The following is a 16293-nucleotide window of genomic DNA, read 5'->3' as shown; positions in this document are numbered from 1 at the left end:
GAAAGCTCCCACCTGGGGCCCGAGCTTTCACGTGAAAGCTCGGGTTGTCTAGACCACCCGTTCGTCGGTAGTCGCGGGTCGAGTGCGGCGCTTATGTTGGGCGGACGCCCCTCGACGATGATGGGAGCCGGAATGAGAACCCGTTGGCTCGGAACCCTTCTGACGGCGTTGCTCGCCGTTCCGCTGATCGGGACTGCGCCCGCACAGGGGGCGGCGCAGGCCGACACATGTGCGGTGAAGTCGCGGCCCGCCGGGAAGGTCCTGCAGGGGTACTGGGAGAACTGGGACGGCGCCGCGAACGGCGTCCACCCCGGCCTGGGCTGGGTCCCGATCACCGACAGCCGCATCGCGCAGCACGGCTACAACGTCGTCAACGCCGCCTTCCCGGTGATCCGCTCCGACGGGACCGCGCTGTGGGAGAACGGGATGGACGCCGGAGTCAAGGTGTCCACGCCCGCCGAGATGTGCGCGGCGAAGGCCGCCGGCGCGACGATCCTGCTCTCCATCGGCGGTGCGGCCGCCGGGATCGACCTGTCTTCCTCGGCGGTGGCGGACAAGTTCGTCGCCACGGTCGTGCCGATCCTCAAGCAGTACAACTTCGACGGGATCGACATCGACATCGAGACCGGGCTGACGAACAGCGGGAACATCAAGACGCTCTCGGCGTCGCAGGCGAACCTGATCCGCATCATCGACGGCGTGCTCGCGAAGATGCCACCGAACTTCGGGCTGACGATGGCGCCCGAGACCGCGTACGTGACCGGCGGCAGCATCGCCTACGGCTCGATCTGGGGCGCGTACCTGCCGATCATCAAGAAGTACGCGGACAACGGCCGCCTGTGGTGGCTGAACATGCAGTACTACAACGGCTCGATGTACGGCTGCAACGGCGATTCGTACCAGGCCGGGACCGTGCAGGGCTTCACCGTGCAGACGCAGTGCCTGAACCAGGGCCTGGTCGTGCAGGGCACGACGATCCGCGTTCCCTACGACAAGCAGGTCCCCGGCCTGCCGGCGCAGCCCGGCGCGGGCGGCGGGTACCTGTCGCCGAGCCTGGTTTCCCAGGCGTGGCGCTCGGTTCCGGGCCTGAAGGGCCTGATGGACTGGTCGATCAACTGGGACGGCTCGAAGGGCTGGACGTTCGGCACCAACGTCAAGTCCCTGCAGGGGCGCTAGGAGTCGCCCGCCGGGATCGGGTCGTTGTACTCGCCCGGCGGGCCGGCGTATTCGCGGTCGCCGTCCGGGAACGGCCAGGGGTTCGGGACGCAGCCGTGCAGCCCGAGCGTCTGCTGCTCCATCACCGGCGCCGGGCGGCCCGGGCCCGGGCACAGCTCGTGGCCCTGGCCCAGCCGGTGCCCGGTCTCGTGGGTGACCATGTACTGGCGGTAGACGTCGAGGGGGGCGCCGTAGTTCGGCACGGCGTTGGCCCAGCGGGCGACGTTGAGCACGACGTTGCTGCCGTTGCGGCAGGAGGTGTAGCCGTCCGGGGTGCCGCCGCACAGCTTGTCGCGACTGGCCGGGGTGGCCAGGTAGATCGTGAACTCGGCGTCGTCCTGCGGGCCGACCTGCTGCAGCCGCCACTGGCCGCCGCCGGTCCAGCCGCGCGGGTCGCCGAGGATTCCGCGGACCTGCCGCGCGAAGTCGGCGGGCCCGACGCCGTCGATGTCGGTCTCCAGCGCGATCCGGTAGCGCATCAGCCTGCCGCGGGTGCCGGCGACCTCGTCGCTGCCCGGGGTGAACATCCACTGGCCGGAGCCGGTCCGCGGGAACGTGATGGCGACCTCGACGGGCGCGGGCCGCACGACGGGCTCGCGTTCGGCGGGCGGCGGCGGGACCGAGGTGGCGTCCCCGATGGCGGTGACGACCGGACCGGCCGCCGGCGCGGCCACGGGCTGTCTTTCCCCACCGCATCCGCCCACCGCCAAGGCGAGCACGGCGACGGCCGCGGCCCGTCTCGCGGTTTTCGGCATGGATCCTCCCCCGGCTGCACGTTTCCCCAGGGAATACGGCCCGCCGCGGGAAAAAGTTGCGGCGACGTCCGACCTCGGAGCGTCACCGCAGCTCAGCACCGTCCGGTGTGACGACCGCCACTAAGAGGTCAGGCCAGGAACTTGCGGAGGACGTCGGCGACCTGGCGGATCTCCGCGATCCGGACGTTCTCCTGCTGCGTGTGCGCCAGCGTCGGGTCGCCGGGGCCGAAGTTCACCGCCGGCATGCCGAGCGCCGCGAAGCGCGCGACGTCGGTCCACCCCAGCTTCGCCGCCGCGCGGCCGCCCGCCGCCGCCACGAGTTCCGCCGCCGCCGGGGCGGACAGGCCCGGCAGCGCCGCCGGCGAAAGGTCCACAACGGACAGTTCGAAACCGTCGAACACCTCGCGCAGGTGCCGCTCGGCCGCCGCCGGGTCGCGGTCCGGGGCGAACCGGTGGTTGACCGTCAGGACCGCCGCGTCCGGGACGACGTTGCCCGCCACCCCGCCGCTGACCGCCGTCGCCTGCAGGCCCTCGCGGTAGGTCAGCCCGTCGATGTCGACGATCCGCGGCTCGTACTCCGCCAGCCGCCGCAGCGGCTCGGCGAGCGCGTGGATCGCGTTCTCGCCCATCCACGCCCGCGCGGTGTGCGCCCGCTTGCCGGAAAACCGCAGCTCGACGCGCATGGTGCCCTGGCAGCCGGCCTCGATCACGCCGTTCGACGGCTCGCCGACGATCGCCAGGTCCCCGGCCAGCCACTCCGGCAGCTCGCGCTCGATCCGGCCGAGGCCGTTCTTGACCGCTTCGACCTCTTCGTTGTCGTAGAAGACGAAGGTGACGTCGTGCTTCGGCTCGGGAAGCGTCGCCGCCAGGTGCAGGAAGACCGCGTCGCCGCCCTTCATGTCGACGCTGCCGAGGCCGTGCAGGAACTCGGCGTCGCGCCGCGAAGGGAAGTTGCCGTTCTCCGGCACGGTGTCGAGGTGCCCGGCGAGCACGACCCGCGACGCGCGGCCGAGGTTCGTCCGCGCGAGGACGGCGTCGCCGTTGCGGACGACCTCGAGGTGCGGCGCCTGCTTCTCGAGCGCCTCCTGCACGAGGGTCGCGAGCTCGGCCTCCGAGCCGGACACGCTGAAGACGTCCACCAGCGCTGCGGTCAGGTCCACGGGATCGGCGTGCAGGTCGAGGCTCATGACCGGCACGCTACCGTGAGGGTGTGCGTAGGTTCCCGGTCGCCGTGGGCGGCGCGTTGCTGGTCGTGGTCCTGTCCGGCTGCGGAAGCGAGGCGGGCCCGACGCCCAAGCAGGGCGGCGAGCCCGGCCCGGACGCGCTCCCGACCAAGCTGGACGCGCTGACCGCGGACCAGTGCTACGCGAGCCCGCGCACCCAGCTGCCGAAGGGCTGTGAGAAGTACGTCACCGAGGTCGCGAACGTGCCGGGCGCGGCCCGCAAGCGCGCGGACGACCGCGACCCGCAGCTGGTCGCCGAGGCCGACGGGCTGGAGAAGGCCGTCGGGGAGTTCCGCGGCGCGAGCTGCACCACCGTGCCGGCCGCGGGCGGCCCGTGCTCGCAGGCGCTCGTCGACATCGCCGGGGCGCTCTCGCGCCTGAAGAAGCAGGTAGACGCGCGGCCCACGAGTGGTTGATCCGCGTCACTCCACTACGGTGAGGGCCGTGAGCGAGCAGAGCCCGAACCCCGAAACGACCGGCGCCAGCGGCGTCGGGCTGGCCACCGTCACCCCCGAGGGGACGGTCCTCGACACCTGGTACCCGCACCCCAAGCTGACCGAGGGCGGGACGTCCGGCACCGAGCGCCTCAGCGCGGAAGAGGCCACCGAGTTGCTCGGCGAGGCCGCCGCGGCGCTGCTCGGCCCGGACACCGACCGCGGGGTCGAGGTCGTCGCCGTCCGCACCACGATCGGCAGGCTCGCCGACGCGCCCGCGGACACGCACGACATGTACCTGCGGCTGCACCTGCTCTCGCACCGGCTGGTCCGCCCGCACGGCCAGAACCTCGACGGGATGTTCGGCCTGCTGGCCAACGTCGTGTGGACCAACCACGGCCCGTGCCCGGTCGAGGGCTTCGAGACCACGCGGCTGCGGCTGCGGGCGCGCGGCCCGGTGACCGTGTACAGCGTCGACAAGTTCCCGCGCATGGTCGACTACGTCGTGCCGGCGGGCGTCCGGATCGGCGACGCCGACCGCGTGCGGCTCGGCGCGCACCTGGCCTCCGGCACCACCGTGATGCACGAGGGCTTCGTCAACTTCAACGCCGGCACGCTCGGCGCGTCGATGGTCGAGGGCCGCATCTCGGCCGGCGTGGTGGTCGGCGACGGCTCGGACGTCGGCGGCGGCGCGTCGATCATGGGCACGCTGTCCGGCGGCGGCAAGGAGACGATCTCGCTGGGCGAGCGCTGCCTGATCGGCGCGAACGGCGGCGTCGGGATCTCGCTGGGCGACGACTCGGTCGTCGAGGCCGGCCTGTACGTGACGGCGGGGACGAAGGTCGTCGTCGAGGGCAAGGTCGTCAAGGCCCGCGAGCTCAACGGCATCACGGGCGCGGTCTTCCGCCGCAACTCGGCCACCGGCGCGGTCGAGGTCGTGCCGCGGACCGGCACCGGCGTCGAGCTGAACGCGATGCTGCACGCCAACGACTGAGGTTTGTTCACCTACTATTCATGAGGTGACCACCGGATCGTTGCCTCGTACTCCCGCTGAGCTGGGCCTGCCGGACGCGCCGATCGAGGCGCGCCCGGCCGATCCGGCGGTCCACCACGTGCGGGCCAAGCTCGACCGGGAGATCCGCGCCCTGCTCGCCCACGAGTCCGGCACCCGCTCGGGCGCCGACCCCGAAGACCTGCACCAGATGCGCGTCGCCCTGCGGCGGATGCGCAGCGTGCTGAAGCTGTCCGGTTCGCTGGTCGGGGACGGCGCCGAGCCGGTGCGCGCGGAGCTGGGCTGGCTCGGCCAGTCCCTCGGCGAGGTGCGGGACTACGACGTCCTCATCGGACACCTGCGCGAGGTCATCGCCGGCTTCGAGGTCCGCGACCAGGCCCCCGGCCGCCGTCTGGTGTCCCGGTTCGTCGCCGAACGCGCGACGGCGAAGCGGCGGCTGACCCGGGCGCTGTCCAGTGCCCGCTACTCGACGCTGCTGCGGGAGGTCAGCCTGCTGACCCGGGAGCGCGAGGCGGTCGAAGCGGAGGCGGCGGCCGAGCACGACCTGATCGCCGGCCTGGCGAAGCCGCATCGCAAGCTCGCCAAGGCCGTCCGCGCGCTGCCCGCCGACCCGCCGGACGACGACCTGCACGCCCTGCGCATCCACGGCAAGAAGCTCCGCTACGCCGCCGAGCTGGCCCAGACGTCGGCGAAGAAGAAGCAGGCCGCGCGGATCAAGGACCTGCTCAAGGCGACGAAAGACTTCCAGACCGTGCTGGGCGACCACCAGGACGCGGTGATCGCCGCCGAGCGGATGCGCGCGGTGCTGGAGTCCGTCGACGGCCCGGTCGGGTTCGTCGCCGGCCGGATCGCCGAGCGCGAGCTGGCCCGCCGCGCCGAAGCCCGCGCGGCCTGGCGGGGCTCCTGGGAAGCGGTCGACGCCGCCGCCAAGGCCCTGCACGCCTGACCGGACGTCTTGAACGACTCGTTCAGGACGTCGGATGTCCTGAACGAGTCGTTCAAGACGTCAGAACCCCGCGGGAAATCGACCAGACGTAGTTGTCCGGGCGGATCAGCACCCGCGCGCCCGGCTGCACGTCGTAGGCCGCGTACGCGTGGCCGCCCTCGTCGACCAGGTCCGTGCCCGTCGCGACGCTGCCCGCGGGCAGGATGCGGTAGCCCTCGCCAGGACCGTCGCCGAAGACCAGCGCTGTCGCGTGCGGGCCGCGGAACAGCTCGAACAACCGGACGCGCTTGCCGTTCGCGTCCACCAGCGGCGCGTCCGGCGCACGGTCGCCCGGCCGCAACGACCCCGTGCCCGACGGCGACAGCGGACCACCGCGGTAGGTGATGTCCAGCTGCTGGGTTTCCTCGCCGCGCCGATGCGCGTCCTCGTCGCCGTCGACGTACTTCTGCAGCAGGCCCGTCGTGACCCCCAGGACCCGGGCCGCGACGGTCCGCCGTTCGATCTCGTAGCTGTCGAGGATCTCGGGCGAGCCGTCGGCCAGCTTCCAGCCCAGGTTGTAGCCGTCCTGGATGCCGGTGTTCAGCCCCTGGCCGCCGGTCGGCGGGTGGACGTGCGCCGCGTCGCCGGCCAGGAAGACGCGGCCCTCGCGGAACCGCGCCGCGAGCCGGACGTTCGGCCGCCACACCGTCGACCAGGCCAGGTCGGACAGCGTGACGCCGCCGCCGGTGAGCGCGTCGAGCCGGGCCTGGATCGCCGGCAGCGCCGTCTCCGCGTCGAGGTCGCCGTCGCCGAGCGGGGACCCGAACTGGAAGTGCGGGGTGCCCGGCAGCGGGCTGAACATCATGCCCCGCATCGGGTTGTCCGCCGCCCCGAACCAGTGCCCGTAGCCGCGGTCGAGTCCGTCGGCCCGGACGTCGCCGAGCAGCATCCGGATCGACTCGTCCGTGGTGCCCTCGAACGCGATCCCCAGTGCCTTGCGCACGTAGCTCTTGCCGCCGTCGGCGCCGACCAGATACTCCGCCCGCACGGTCTCGCCGGTGCTCAAGGTCGCCGTGACGCCGTCGGCGTCCTGCTCGAACCCGGTCAGCGCGGTGTTCAGCTCGACGCGGACGCCGAACTCGGCCAGCCGGTCGCGCAGGATGCCCTCGGTCTGCGACTGGCCGAGGAACCACGCGCCCGGGTACGGCGTGGTCGGCGTCGGCTCGACCACGTCGAACATGAAGCGCTCGTCGACCACCTCGCCGCCGACGTGGACCCGCGTCGGGACCGGCGGCGCCCCCTGCGCCCGCACCGCGTCGAGCACGCCGAGGTCCTCGAAGACCTCCATCGTGCGGGGCTGGAGCCCATCGCCGCGTGAGCCGGCGAAGTACGTCTCGGCCTTGTCGATGATCCGCACGGGGACGTCCCGCCGCGCCAGCTCGATGGCCAGCGTCAGCCCGGTCGGTCCCGCCCCCGCGATCAGCACCCGTGTGTCCATGTCGTCCTCCCAGTGAATTGAGATTCAGTGAATCTGGATTCAGAATGACGCTGCTAGCGTCCCCTGTCAAGGAGGTGGCGGTGAACCGCAAGGAGAAGGCCGCGGAGACCGAGAGCGCGCTCAAGGCCGCGGCCAAGCGCGTCTTCGCCCGGAAGGGCTACCTGAACACGAAGATCACCGACATCACCGCCGAGGCGGGCCGGGCCGCGGGGTCGTTCTACAACCACTTCGCGGGCAAGGAAGAGCTCCTGGAAGCCCTGCTCCAGGACATCGCCGCGTCAGGCGACGAGAGCGCGGACAGCGAAGATCACCTGACCGACTTCAGCGATCCGGCGGCCGTGCGCTGGCACGTCCGGCAGTACTGGACCTTCTACCGGGAGAACGCCGCGACCATGCTGGCCCTGCGCCAGGCGGCGATGGTCAGCGAGTCGTTCGCCCGCACGGTGGCGAAGTTCGGGGCGACACAGGCGGCCGACCTCGACGACCACCTCGCGTACATCACCCGCGCCGGCCTGCACCTGCCGACGGACCCCGACCGCTGCGGCATGCTCATCTACGGCCTGGTCGACTCGTTCGCGGCGACGTGGCTGCACGGCTCACCGCCGGACTGGACACCGCCGACCGACGAGGAAGCGATCGAACTGCTCACCCGGTTCGTCTACCGGGGGCTGACCGGCCGCGACTACTGACTCAAGCGCTCCACGGCGGCGTCGACGCGCTCGTCCGTCGCGGTCAGCGCGACGCGGACGTGCTTGCCGCCCTGCGGGCCGTAGAAGGTGCCGGGAGCGACGAGGATGCCGCGTTCGGCGAGCCAGGCGAGCGTGGTCTGCGCGTCTTCGTCGCGGGTCGCCCAGAGGTACAGGCCCGCTTCGGAGTGGTCGATGCGGAACCCGTTGTCGCCGAACGCCTTCCGCAGGGCGAGCCGGCGGCGGGCGTAGCGCTCGCGCTGGGCCGCCAGCGCCTCGTCGTCGGTCAGGGCGGCTACCATCGCCTCCTGGACCGGGCGCGGCACGATCATGCCCGCGTGCTTGCGGATCTCCAGCAGCTGCTTGATCAGCCGCGGATCGCCGGTGAGGAACCCGGCGCGGTAGCTGGCCAGGTTCGCCGACTTCGACAGCGAGTGGACGGCGATCAGCCCGTCCGTCCGGCCGTCGCAGACGTCCGGGTGCAGGATCGACAGCGGCTCGGTCTCCCAGCCGAGCGCCAGGTAGCACTCGTCGGAGACCACGACGACGTCGCGTTCGCGCGCCCACTCGACGACCTTGCGCAGGTGCTCGACGGGCAGCACCTTGCCGGTCGGGTTGGACGGCGAGTTCAGCCAGATCATCGACGGCCGCTGCGGGCCCAGCGCGATCGTGCTGTCGGTCCGCAGGAGCGTCGCGCCCGCCAGCAGCACCCCGACCTCGTACGTCGGGTAGGCCAGCTCCGGGATGACGACGAGGTCACCGGCACCGAAGCCGAGCAGCCGCGGCAGCCAGGCCACGGCTTCCTTCGACCCGATCGTCGGGAGCACCGCGTCCGGCTCGATGCCGGTGACGCCGTGCCGGCGGCCGAGCGCGGCGATGGCGGCCGCGCGCAGCGCCGGGGTGCCGTGCGTGGTCGGGTACCCCGGGATCTCCGAGACCGACGCGAGCGCGTCGCGGATGCCGGCCGGGACCGGGTCGACCGGGGTGCCGATGGAGAGGTCGACGACCCCACCGGGATGCGCCTGCGCCGTGGCCTTGACCTCGGCGAGCGAATCCCAGGGGAAGTCGGGCAGGGCGAGGTGGCTCATTCGCCCTGCGGGGGCAGCGCCTTGATGAACGCCGGGTCGTGCGCGGTCTTGCCCACCTTGGACGCGCCGCCGGGCGAGCCCAGCTCGTCGAAGAAGTCGACGTTGGCTTTGGTGTAGTCCGACCAGTTGTCCGGGACGTCGTCCTCGTAGTAGATCGCCTCGACCGGGCAGACCGGCTCGCAGGCGCCGCAGTCGACGCACTCGTCCGGGTGGATGTACAGCATCCGCTCGCCCTCGTAGATGCAGTCCACGGGGCACTCGTCGATACACGCCTTGTCGAGCACGTCGACGCAGGGCTCGGCGATCACGTAGGTCACTGCGCACTCCTGCTTTTCTCTGCAAACAGCCAGTCGGTGCCGACACTACGCGGTTCGGGCACCCGTTCGGTTGGTGAGGCAAGCCTTAGCCATACCCGAGGTATGTCCCAGTGCTCACCTCTGCCGGCGGCGCGGGGGCGGGGTCGCCCGGGCGTCGCCGGTGATGACGAAACGCGGCTTGGGCGCTTCGTCCGTGTTGCTTTCGGGCTTCTTCTCCCCCACGGCCCGGTTGAAACCCTCGGAGATCTCGTCGACGAGCTTCTCGTTGTGCCGCTCGTCCTTGCGCTGGATGCCCACGGCCACCTCCTGCCGAAATCCGCTCCGCGACTTTCACCGCCTTGGGGACAATCTAGCCGTGAACGCCCCCGAAACGCTCCAGGTCGCCTGCAGCCGAGCCTGGCCACCACCCGTCGTGGAACTCCTGGGCGAGTGGCGCCTGCGCTGGGCGGACGGCTTCACCGGCCGCGCGAACAGCGTGCTCGCCGTCGGCGACCCCGGCCGCCCGGTGCCGGAGGCACTGCGGACGGTGTGTGACTTCGCCCACGATCGGGGGATCACCCCGATGGCGCAGGTGGTCCGGGACAGCCCGACCGAGCGCGCGATCGCCGCCGAAGGCTGGGTGGAGGCGAAGGGCCACCGCCGCGGCCACGAGGTCGTCGTGCTCACCAGGCCGAGCTTTCACGTGAAAGCTCGGCCCCCAGGTGGGAGCTTTCACGTGAAAGTGGCGGACGAGCCGACGCCGGAGTGGTGGGAGCTCACGCTGGGCCGCGACGAGGACAGCGAGGCCGCGCGGGCCGTCGTGACCGGCGGGAAGGTCGGCTACGGCGTCGCGACGCTCGACGGCGTCACGGCCGGTGCCGTCCGCGGGGCCCTGGTCGACGGCTGGCTGCACGTCGGCCGCCTGGAGGTCGCCCCCGCCTTCCGGCGCCGTGGCCTGGCCAAAGCGCTGATGGCCGCGGTGCACACCTGGGGCGCGGAACACGGGGCCGACCGCGCGGTGTTGGAAGTCGCGGAGGGGAATTCGGGCGCGCTCGCGCTCTACGCGGGGCTCGGCTACGCCCCGCACCACAGATACCGGTACTGGGTGCCCGCACCCGGCTCGTGCGAGGATTCGACGTCGTGAAGATCGTGGTAGTGGTCGGCGGAGTGGGCGGGGCCCGCTTCCTGCTGGGTGTCAAGGCGGCCCTGGGCATGGCCCCGGAGGGTGCGTCCGAGTCGGAGCACGAGGTGACGGCGCTGGTCAACACCGGCGACGACGTCTGGATGCACGGGCTGCGGATCTGTCCCGACCTGGACACCTGCATGTACACCCTGGGCGGCGGGATCGACAAGGAACGCGGCTGGGGGCACTCGGGCGAGACGTGGGTCGTCAAGGAGGAGCTGGCCGCCTACGGCGCCGAGCCGACCTGGTTCGGCCTCGGCGACAAGGACATCGCCACCCACCTGATCCGGTCGCGGATGCTGCGCGCGGGCTACCCGCTGTCGGCGGTCACCGAGGCCCTGTGCGACCGCTGGCAGCCCGGCGTCCGGCTGCTGCCGATGTCCGACGACCGCGTCGAGACGCACGTCGTGATCGACGACCCGGAACAGGACGGGCAGCAGAAGGCCGTCCACTTCCAGGAGTGGTGGGTGCGCTACCGCGCCGAGCCGAAGGCGCACTCGATCGTCGCCGTCGGCAACGACGAGGCCAAGCCCGCGCCGGGCGTGCTGGAAGCGATCGAGGACGCGGACGCCGTGCTGTTCGCGCCGTCGAACCCGGTCGTCTCCGTGGGGACCGTGCTGGGCGTGCCGGGAGTCCGGGCCGCGCTGCGCAAGACGTCCGCCGGCGTCGTCGGGGTGTCGCCGATCATCGGCGGCAAGGCGCTGCGCGGGATGGCCGACGCGTGCCTGACCGCGATCGGCGTCGAGACGTCGGCCGAGGCGGTAGGCCGCCACTACGGCTCGCGCAAGGACGGCGGCGTGCTCGACGGCTGGCTGATCGCCGAGGGCGAGACCGCCGATGTGCCGGGCGTGACCGTCCGGGACGTGCCGCTGCTGATGTCCGATGTGGACGCGACCGCGGCGATGGCCCGCGCCGCCCTCGAACTGGCTGGAGCCCCTGTTGTCTGACCACGCTTCCCCCAAGCTGGAGATCCTGCCCGTCACCGGGCTCCCGGAGTTCCGCCCGGGCGACGACCTGACCGGCGCGATCGTGGCCGCCGCGCCCTGGCTGCGGTCCGGCGACGTCCTGGTCGTGACCAGCAAGATCGTCTCGAAGGCCGAAGGCAGGCTCGTGCGCGTGCCGACGGACCCCGAGGTCCGGGACGCCGAGCGCCGCAAGCTCGTCGAGCAGGAGGCCGTGCGGGTCGTCGCGCGGATCGCGCGGACGGTGATCACGCAGAACCACCTCGGGATCGTGCAGGCCGCGTCCGGGATCGACGCGTCCAATGTGGCCGGTGACGAGGTCGCGCTGCTGCCCGCCGACCCGGACGCTTCGGCGCTGGCGCTGCGCAACGGCCTCCGGGAGCGGCTCGGCGTCGAGGTGGCAGTCGTGATCACGGACACCATGGGCCGAGCCTGGCGCGTCGGGCAGACCGACGCCGCGATCGGCGCGTCCGGGCTGCGCGTGCTGCACGCCTACCGCGGGCAGGTCGACGGGCAGGGCAACGAGCTGGCCGTCACCGAGGTCGCCGTCGCCGACGAGGTCGCCGCGGCCGCCGACCTGGTCAAGGGCAAGCTGGGCGGCACGCCGGTCGCCGTCGTCCGCGGGCTTTTCCTCGAGGACGACGGCTCGACCGCGCGCGATCTGGTGCGTCCGCTGGAGGAGGACCTCTTCCGGCTGGGCACCGAAGAAGCCATCGCGCAGGGCCGGCGGGAAGCCGTCCCGGCCCGGCGTTCCGTGCGGCAGTTCGCGGACGAGCCGGTGGATCCCGCCGCGATGCGCCGCGCCGTGGCGTCCGCGCTGACCGCGCCCGCGCCGCACCACACGCACCCGGTGCGGTTCGTCTGGCTGCGCGACGGCGGGACGCGCAAGCAGCTCCTGGACGCGATGCGCGAGTCGTGGCGGGCCGACCTCTCCGGGGACGAGTTCACCGAGGAACAGATCGCGAAGCGGCTCAGCCGCGGCGACATCCTGTACCGGGCGCCCGAAGTCGTCATCCCGTTCCTCGTGCCGGACGGCGCGCACACCTACCGCGACGACCGCCGCAACGACTGCGAGAAGACGATGTTCACCGTCGCCGGCGGGGCCGCGGTGCAGGGCCTGCTGGTCGCGCTGGCGGCCGAGGGCCTGGGTTCGTGCTGGATCGGGTCGACGATCTTCGCCGCGGACATCGTCCGGGACGTCCTGGGCCTCGACGAACGCTGGCAACCGCTGGGTTCGGTCGCGATCGGCGTGCCGCTGGAGTCGCCGGCCCCGCGGGGTGCGGTCTCGCCCGGCGAAGGGCTGCTGGAGCGGTGAGCCTGCACACGGACGCCGTCGCGTCGCTTTCCGCGTGGCGGCCCGCTGTCTCGTCCCAGGAGTCGCTGCGGCAGGCGTTCCTCGGGTTCCTCGCCGCTCGTCCGGACAGCTGTCAGCGGTCGTGCGAAGCCGGGCACCTGACGGCGTCGGCGGTCGTGCTGGACCACACGGGCACGCGGGTGCTGCTCACGCTGCACCCGCGGGTCGGCCGGTGGCTGCAGCTCGGCGGGCACTGCGAGCCTTCCGACGTCTCGCTCGCCGGAGCCGCCCTGCGGGAAGCCACCGAGGAGTCCGGCATCGCCGGGCTGCGGATCTCCGCCGAGCCGGTGCACCTGGACGTCCACCCGATCACGTGCTCGCTCGGGGTGCCGACCCGGCACTTCGACGTCCGGTTCGCGGTGCACGCCCCGCCCGGGGCCTCGCCGGTGCGCAGTGCCGAATCCGACGACCTGCGGTGGTGGCCGGTCGACGCGCTCCCGGCCGGCTCCGAAGATCTGGCCGATCCGGTGAAAGCGGCCGTTCCTGTCGGTGCCGGTCACTAACCTGGAGCGCGGACAGGGAGGGACCACATGGCAACGCAGTTCCCCGAGCGGGTGCACATCCACACCAGCAGCGGCGGCGGCGACGGGGTGTTCGGCTACATCGTCGTCGGCCTGCTGATCCTGGCGATCATCGTGTTCATCGTCGTGGTGGCGGTGCGGGTGTCGAAGATGCGCCGGGAAGAGGCGATGAAGAACGGCGGGCAGTTCCCGCCGCAGGGCTTCCAGCAGGGTTTCCCACCCCAGCAGCAGGGTTTCCCGCCTCAGCAGCAGGGGTTCGCGCCGCCGCAGCAAGGGTTCCCGCCGCAGCCGGGCTTCCCGGCGTCGCCGCAGCACGGTTTCCCGCAGCAGCCCGGAGCCGCCGTTTCGCCACAGCCGGGGTTCCCGCCGTCGCAGCCGACGCAGCAGCAGTACGCGCCGCAGGGCCCTTACCAGCAGCCGGCGCCGGGTCCGGGAGCGGGTCCGCAGAGCTGGTGATCATCCCTTTCGACAGCAGCTCGCCGGTGCCGCCGTTCGAGCAGGTCCGGTCCGGGCTCGCGACGCGGATCAACGACCGGAGCCTGGCCGTGGGCACGAAACTGCCCACGGTCCGGCAGCTCGCGGCCGACCTGGGCATCGCCCCGAACACGGTCGCGCGGGCGTACCGCGAGCTCGAGGAGGCGGGGCTGATCGAGACCCGCGGCCGCGCGGGCAGTTTCGTCGCCGCGTCCGGTGACCAGAGCCGCCGACGAGCCCAGCAGGCCGCGGCCGAGTACGCTGCGCTCACGCGCAAGCTGGGCCTGGCCGACACGGAGGCGCTGGCCATCGTCCGCGCCGCACTCGACGAGGGAACCGCCTGATGCTCGGAGTTTCGGTCCTGATGCTGCTGATCGGGCTGGTGGTCATCGCCGGCATCGTCGGCGTGGTGCTGCTCGTCGTGAACTCGAACAAGCCGAAGCAGCCGCCGTACCCGCCGCAGTACCAGCAGCCCGGATATCCGCCGCAGCAAGGCTTTCCGGGGCAGCAGCCGGGTTACCCGGGCCAGCAGCCTCCGCCGGGCTACCCGCAGCAGGGCTTCCCGGGCCAGCAGCCGCCGTACCCGCCCCCGCCGGGCGGCTATCCCCCGCCGCAGCAGTAGCCGAACGCCATGAAGGTGCCCTTCATGGACTTTCCCGGCCCTCACATGGCGCGGTAGTCGCGCAGCTCGATCCGCGGGCCGAACCGCGGGCGCGTGTGGCCAGCCGCCTCGAGGTAGCGCACCGCTCGCTGCCGCTGCGGCGCGTACGGTGCCAGCAGCTCCGCCATGCCCGCGTCGTCGAGTTTGGTGCCCAGCAAGGCGTTCCCGACCATCGAGGGGATGTTGTAGTCGCCGAAGCTGACCGCGTCCGGGTCGCCCCAGGCGCGCTGGCCGATCTCCGCCGCCGTCCACACGCCGATGCCCGGGACCTGGCGCAGCCAGTGCCGTCCCTCGAGCCCGCCCAGCTCGACCGCGCGTTCCAGGTGGGGCGCGACGCGGGCGGCGTTGAGCAGGGCCGTCCGGCGCTTGATGTCGACGCCCGCGCGGTGCCAGTGCCACTCCGGCAACGACCGCAGCGCCACCGGCGTCGGCGGCACCCGCAGCCGCTCGGGCGCCGGGCCGGGTGCGCGCGTGCCGAACCGGCGGCACAGCTCCGCCCACGAGCGGATCGCCTCCTTGCCCGCGACCTTCTGCTCCAGCACGGCGAGCACCAGCCAGTCCCACACCACCCCGGTCGCGCCGAGCCGCAGGCCGGGGTTCGCCCGCCGGGCCCGCGCGACGACGTCGTGGTGCGCGACGAACCCGGAGTCGTCGTCGTTCGCCCCCAACAGCGCGGGCACCCCGGTGAGCAGGCGATCCTTCGCCTCTCCCCAGGCCGCGGCCTCGATGCGGCCGTCCGAGTGGCGGCGCAGGGCGAGGGTGCCGGGGCCGTCGGGCGTGTTGGACGCGAGCCAGGTGATGCCGCGCTCGTCGGTGAGGATGTTGAGCGACCCGCGGCCGCGCTTCAGCGGACCCAGGACCCGGCCCAGGTCGACCTCGAACGCGGGACGCCAGAACATCGGCTAAGCGTCGCTCGAGAAGCGGACGGAACCGTCGGGCAGCACGACGTCGGGCCAGACGCGGGCGCCTTCGAGGAGTTCGCAGCCGGCCCCGACGGACACGCCGTCGCCCAGCACCACGCCGCGCAGCACCGCGCCGGCGCCGACGCGCGCGCCGTGCCCGAGCACCGAGTGCTCGACCACCGCGCCCTCCGACACGGCGGCGCCGTCGAACAGCACCGAGCCGTGGATCTTCGCGCGCGAGCCGACCACGGCCGCGACGCCGACGGTCGAACCGCCGGACAGCTGGGCGTCCTCGGCCACGGACGCGCCGTCGAGCACCAGGAACTCACCGGGCCGGCCGGGCAGCGCCGACGTCGGCGCGACGCCCCGCACCAGGTCGGCCGAGCCGCGCACGAACGCCTCCGGGGTGCCGACGTCCAGCCAGTAGGAGGCGTCGACGAACCCCTGGATGTGCGCGCCCTGCTCCAGCAGCTGCGGGAACGTCTCCCGCTCCACCGACACGCGCCGCCCGGCCGGGATGGCCTCGATCACCGGGCGGCGGAAGACGTAGCAGCCGGCGTTGATCTGGTCGGTCGGCGGGTTCGGCGACTTCTCGAGGAACGCCTGGACGCGGCCGGTCTCGTCGGTGGGCACCGACCCGAACCGGCTCGGGTCCGGCACGCGCTGCAGGTGGAGCGTGACATCGGCCTCGGATTCGCGGTGCACCCGCAGCTGTTCGCCCAGGTCCGCGCCGGACAGGATGTCGCCGTTGAAGACGATCACCTGCTCGGCGCGCAGCTTGTCGGACACGTTCCGGATCGCGCCCGCGGTGTCGAGCGGCTCCTCCTCGACGACGTACTCGAGGTCCAGGCCGATGGACTTGCCGTCGCCGAAGTACTCCTCGAACACCTCCGCCCGGTAGCTCGTGCCCAGCACGACGTGCCGGATGCCGGCCTCGCGGATGCGGGAGAACAGGTGGCTCAGGTACGGCGTCCCCGCTGTCGGGAGCATCGGCTTCGGCGCCGACAGCGTCAATGGCCGGAGGCGCGTGCCCTTGCCCCCGACGAGCACTACGGCATCGACCGCGTCGGTCTGGACCTCGGACGTCACGGAAATCTCCTCTTG

At 72.4% G+C, this 16293-nt stretch carries 20 protein-coding genes; 12 read left to right on the top strand and 8 right to left on the bottom strand.

The annotated features are described in order from the left end of the window. The first annotated feature begins 132 nt into the window (after positions 1–132). Positions 133–1176, top strand: a complete 1044-nt coding sequence (locus AB0G28_RS09600) for a chitinase (protein ID WP_361085403.1) — start codon at positions 133–135, stop codon at positions 1174–1176. Here the strand turns inward: AB0G28_RS09600 and AB0G28_RS09595 are convergent. Together AB0G28_RS09595 and dapE are read right to left on the bottom strand one after the other, a co-directional pair. Further along, positions 1173–1970, bottom strand: a complete 798-nt coding sequence (locus tag AB0G28_RS09595; RefSeq protein ID WP_361085400.1) for a DUF3152 domain-containing protein — start codon at positions 1968–1970, stop codon at positions 1173–1175. The genes AB0G28_RS09600 and AB0G28_RS09595 overlap by 4 nt on opposite strands. A 128-nt stretch (positions 1971–2098) precedes the next feature. Beyond that, positions 2099–3157 (bottom strand): succinyl-diaminopimelate desuccinylase, encoded by a 1059-nt coding sequence (gene dapE / locus AB0G28_RS09590; protein ID WP_361085398.1) that lies wholly within the window; start codon positions 3155–3157, stop codon positions 2099–2101. A 44-nt stretch (positions 3158–3201) separates the two neighbouring features. Here dapE and AB0G28_RS09585 point away from each other — a divergent pair, with 44 nt between their 5' ends. The 3 genes from AB0G28_RS09585 to AB0G28_RS09575 are packed head-to-tail and all read left to right on the top strand — an operon-like array spanning position 3202 to position 5585. Further along, the gene (locus AB0G28_RS09585) at positions 3202–3609 is read left to right on the top strand and encodes a hypothetical protein (RefSeq protein ID WP_361086268.1); all 408 of its coding nucleotides are present in this window, start codon (positions 3202–3204) and stop codon (positions 3607–3609) included. Between the two features lie 28 nt (positions 3610–3637). Beyond that, on the top strand, positions 3638–4621 hold the full coding sequence (gene dapD, locus AB0G28_RS09580; protein ID WP_361085395.1) for a 2,3,4,5-tetrahydropyridine-2,6-dicarboxylate N-succinyltransferase: 984 nt from the start codon (positions 3638–3640) through the stop codon (positions 4619–4621). 25 nt (positions 4622–4646) lie between these two features. Beyond that, entirely contained in the window at positions 4647–5585 is a 939-nt protein-coding gene (locus tag AB0G28_RS09575) for a CHAD domain-containing protein (RefSeq protein WP_361085392.1), read from the top strand. Between the two features lie 52 nt (positions 5586–5637). Here the strand turns inward: AB0G28_RS09575 and AB0G28_RS09570 are convergent, their stop codons facing one another. After that, positions 5638–7062 (bottom strand): FAD-dependent monooxygenase, encoded by a 1425-nt coding sequence (locus AB0G28_RS09570; RefSeq protein ID WP_361085389.1) that lies wholly within the window; start codon positions 7060–7062, stop codon positions 5638–5640. 44 nt (positions 7063–7106) lie between these two features. On the opposite strand from AB0G28_RS09570, the gene AB0G28_RS09565 reads away from it, so the two are divergent. Continuing rightward, a complete protein-coding gene (locus AB0G28_RS09565) occupies positions 7107–7751 on the top strand; it encodes a TetR/AcrR family transcriptional regulator (RefSeq protein WP_361085386.1) in 645 nt (214 codons plus the stop codon). Here AB0G28_RS09565 and dapC read toward each other — a convergent pair. The 3 genes from dapC to AB0G28_RS09550 form a co-directional block, all read right to left on the bottom strand. Next, positions 7745–8836 (bottom strand): succinyldiaminopimelate transaminase, encoded by a 1092-nt coding sequence (gene dapC, locus AB0G28_RS09560; RefSeq protein ID WP_361085383.1) that lies wholly within the window; start codon positions 8834–8836, stop codon positions 7745–7747. The genes AB0G28_RS09565 and dapC overlap by 7 nt on opposite strands. Further along, positions 8833–9153 carry a ferredoxin gene (gene fdxA / locus AB0G28_RS09555; protein ID WP_003083029.1) on the bottom strand — a complete coding sequence of 107 codons (321 nt, stop codon included), beginning with the start codon at positions 9151–9153 and terminating at the stop codon, positions 8833–8835. Before fdxA ends, dapC begins: the two co-directional genes overlap by 4 nt. A gap of 114 nt (positions 9154–9267) precedes the next feature. Further along, positions 9268–9450: a hypothetical protein gene (locus AB0G28_RS09550; RefSeq protein ID WP_361085380.1), complete on the bottom strand. Its 183-nt coding sequence runs from the start codon at positions 9448–9450 to the stop codon at positions 9268–9270. 58 nt (positions 9451–9508) lie between these two features. Between AB0G28_RS09550 and AB0G28_RS09545 the strand changes: the two genes are divergently transcribed. Genes AB0G28_RS09545 through AB0G28_RS09515 form a run of 7 tightly spaced genes read left to right on the top strand, consistent with a single transcriptional unit; the run spans position 9509 to position 14248 of the window. Next, entirely contained in the window at positions 9509–10276 is a 768-nt protein-coding gene (locus AB0G28_RS09545; protein ID WP_361085377.1) for a GNAT family N-acetyltransferase, read from the top strand. Further along, positions 10273–11262, top strand: a complete 990-nt coding sequence (gene cofD, locus AB0G28_RS09540) for a 2-phospho-L-lactate transferase (RefSeq protein ID WP_361085374.1) — start codon at positions 10273–10275, stop codon at positions 11260–11262. The genes AB0G28_RS09545 and cofD overlap by 4 nt, the downstream gene beginning before the upstream one ends. Beyond that, entirely contained in the window at positions 11198–12592 is a 1395-nt protein-coding gene (locus AB0G28_RS09535) for a coenzyme F420-0:L-glutamate ligase (RefSeq protein WP_361085371.1), read from the top strand. Before cofD ends, AB0G28_RS09535 begins: the two co-directional genes overlap by 65 nt. Further along, positions 12589–13134: an NUDIX hydrolase gene (locus tag AB0G28_RS09530; RefSeq protein WP_361085368.1), complete on the top strand. Its 546-nt coding sequence runs from the start codon at positions 12589–12591 to the stop codon at positions 13132–13134. Before AB0G28_RS09535 ends, AB0G28_RS09530 begins: the two co-directional genes overlap by 4 nt. 27 nt (positions 13135–13161) lie before the next feature. Then, positions 13162–13608, top strand: a complete 447-nt coding sequence (locus tag AB0G28_RS09525) for a hypothetical protein (RefSeq protein WP_361085365.1) — start codon at positions 13162–13164, stop codon at positions 13606–13608. Then, on the top strand, positions 13605–13970 hold the full coding sequence (locus tag AB0G28_RS09520) for a GntR family transcriptional regulator (RefSeq protein WP_361085362.1): 366 nt from the start codon (positions 13605–13607) through the stop codon (positions 13968–13970). Before AB0G28_RS09525 ends, AB0G28_RS09520 begins: the two co-directional genes overlap by 4 nt. Beyond that, positions 13970–14248 (top strand): hypothetical protein, encoded by a 279-nt coding sequence (locus AB0G28_RS09515; protein WP_361085359.1) that lies wholly within the window; start codon positions 13970–13972, stop codon positions 14246–14248. Before AB0G28_RS09520 ends, AB0G28_RS09515 begins: the two co-directional genes overlap by 1 nt. Positions 14249–14289: 41 nt before the next feature. On the opposite strand, the gene AB0G28_RS09510 is transcribed toward AB0G28_RS09515, so the two are convergent. Both AB0G28_RS09510 and AB0G28_RS09505 read right to left on the bottom strand, forming a co-directional pair. Beyond that, a complete protein-coding gene (locus AB0G28_RS09510) occupies positions 14290–15186 on the bottom strand; it encodes a DNA-3-methyladenine glycosylase 2 family protein (protein WP_361085356.1) in 897 nt (298 codons plus the stop codon). A gap of 3 nt (positions 15187–15189) precedes the next feature. Next, a complete protein-coding gene (locus tag AB0G28_RS09505) occupies positions 15190–16278 on the bottom strand; it encodes an NDP-sugar synthase (protein ID WP_361085352.1) in 1089 nt (362 codons plus the stop codon). Positions 16279–16293: the final 15 nt, after the last annotated feature.

Origin of the sequence: Amycolatopsis sp. NPDC021455 (assembly GCF_040640995.1) — a bacterium.
In the GTDB taxonomy this organism is placed as follows: Bacteria; Actinomycetota; Actinomycetes; order Mycobacteriales; family Pseudonocardiaceae; genus Amycolatopsis.
This window is presented reverse-complemented; position numbering and strand designations above follow the sequence as displayed.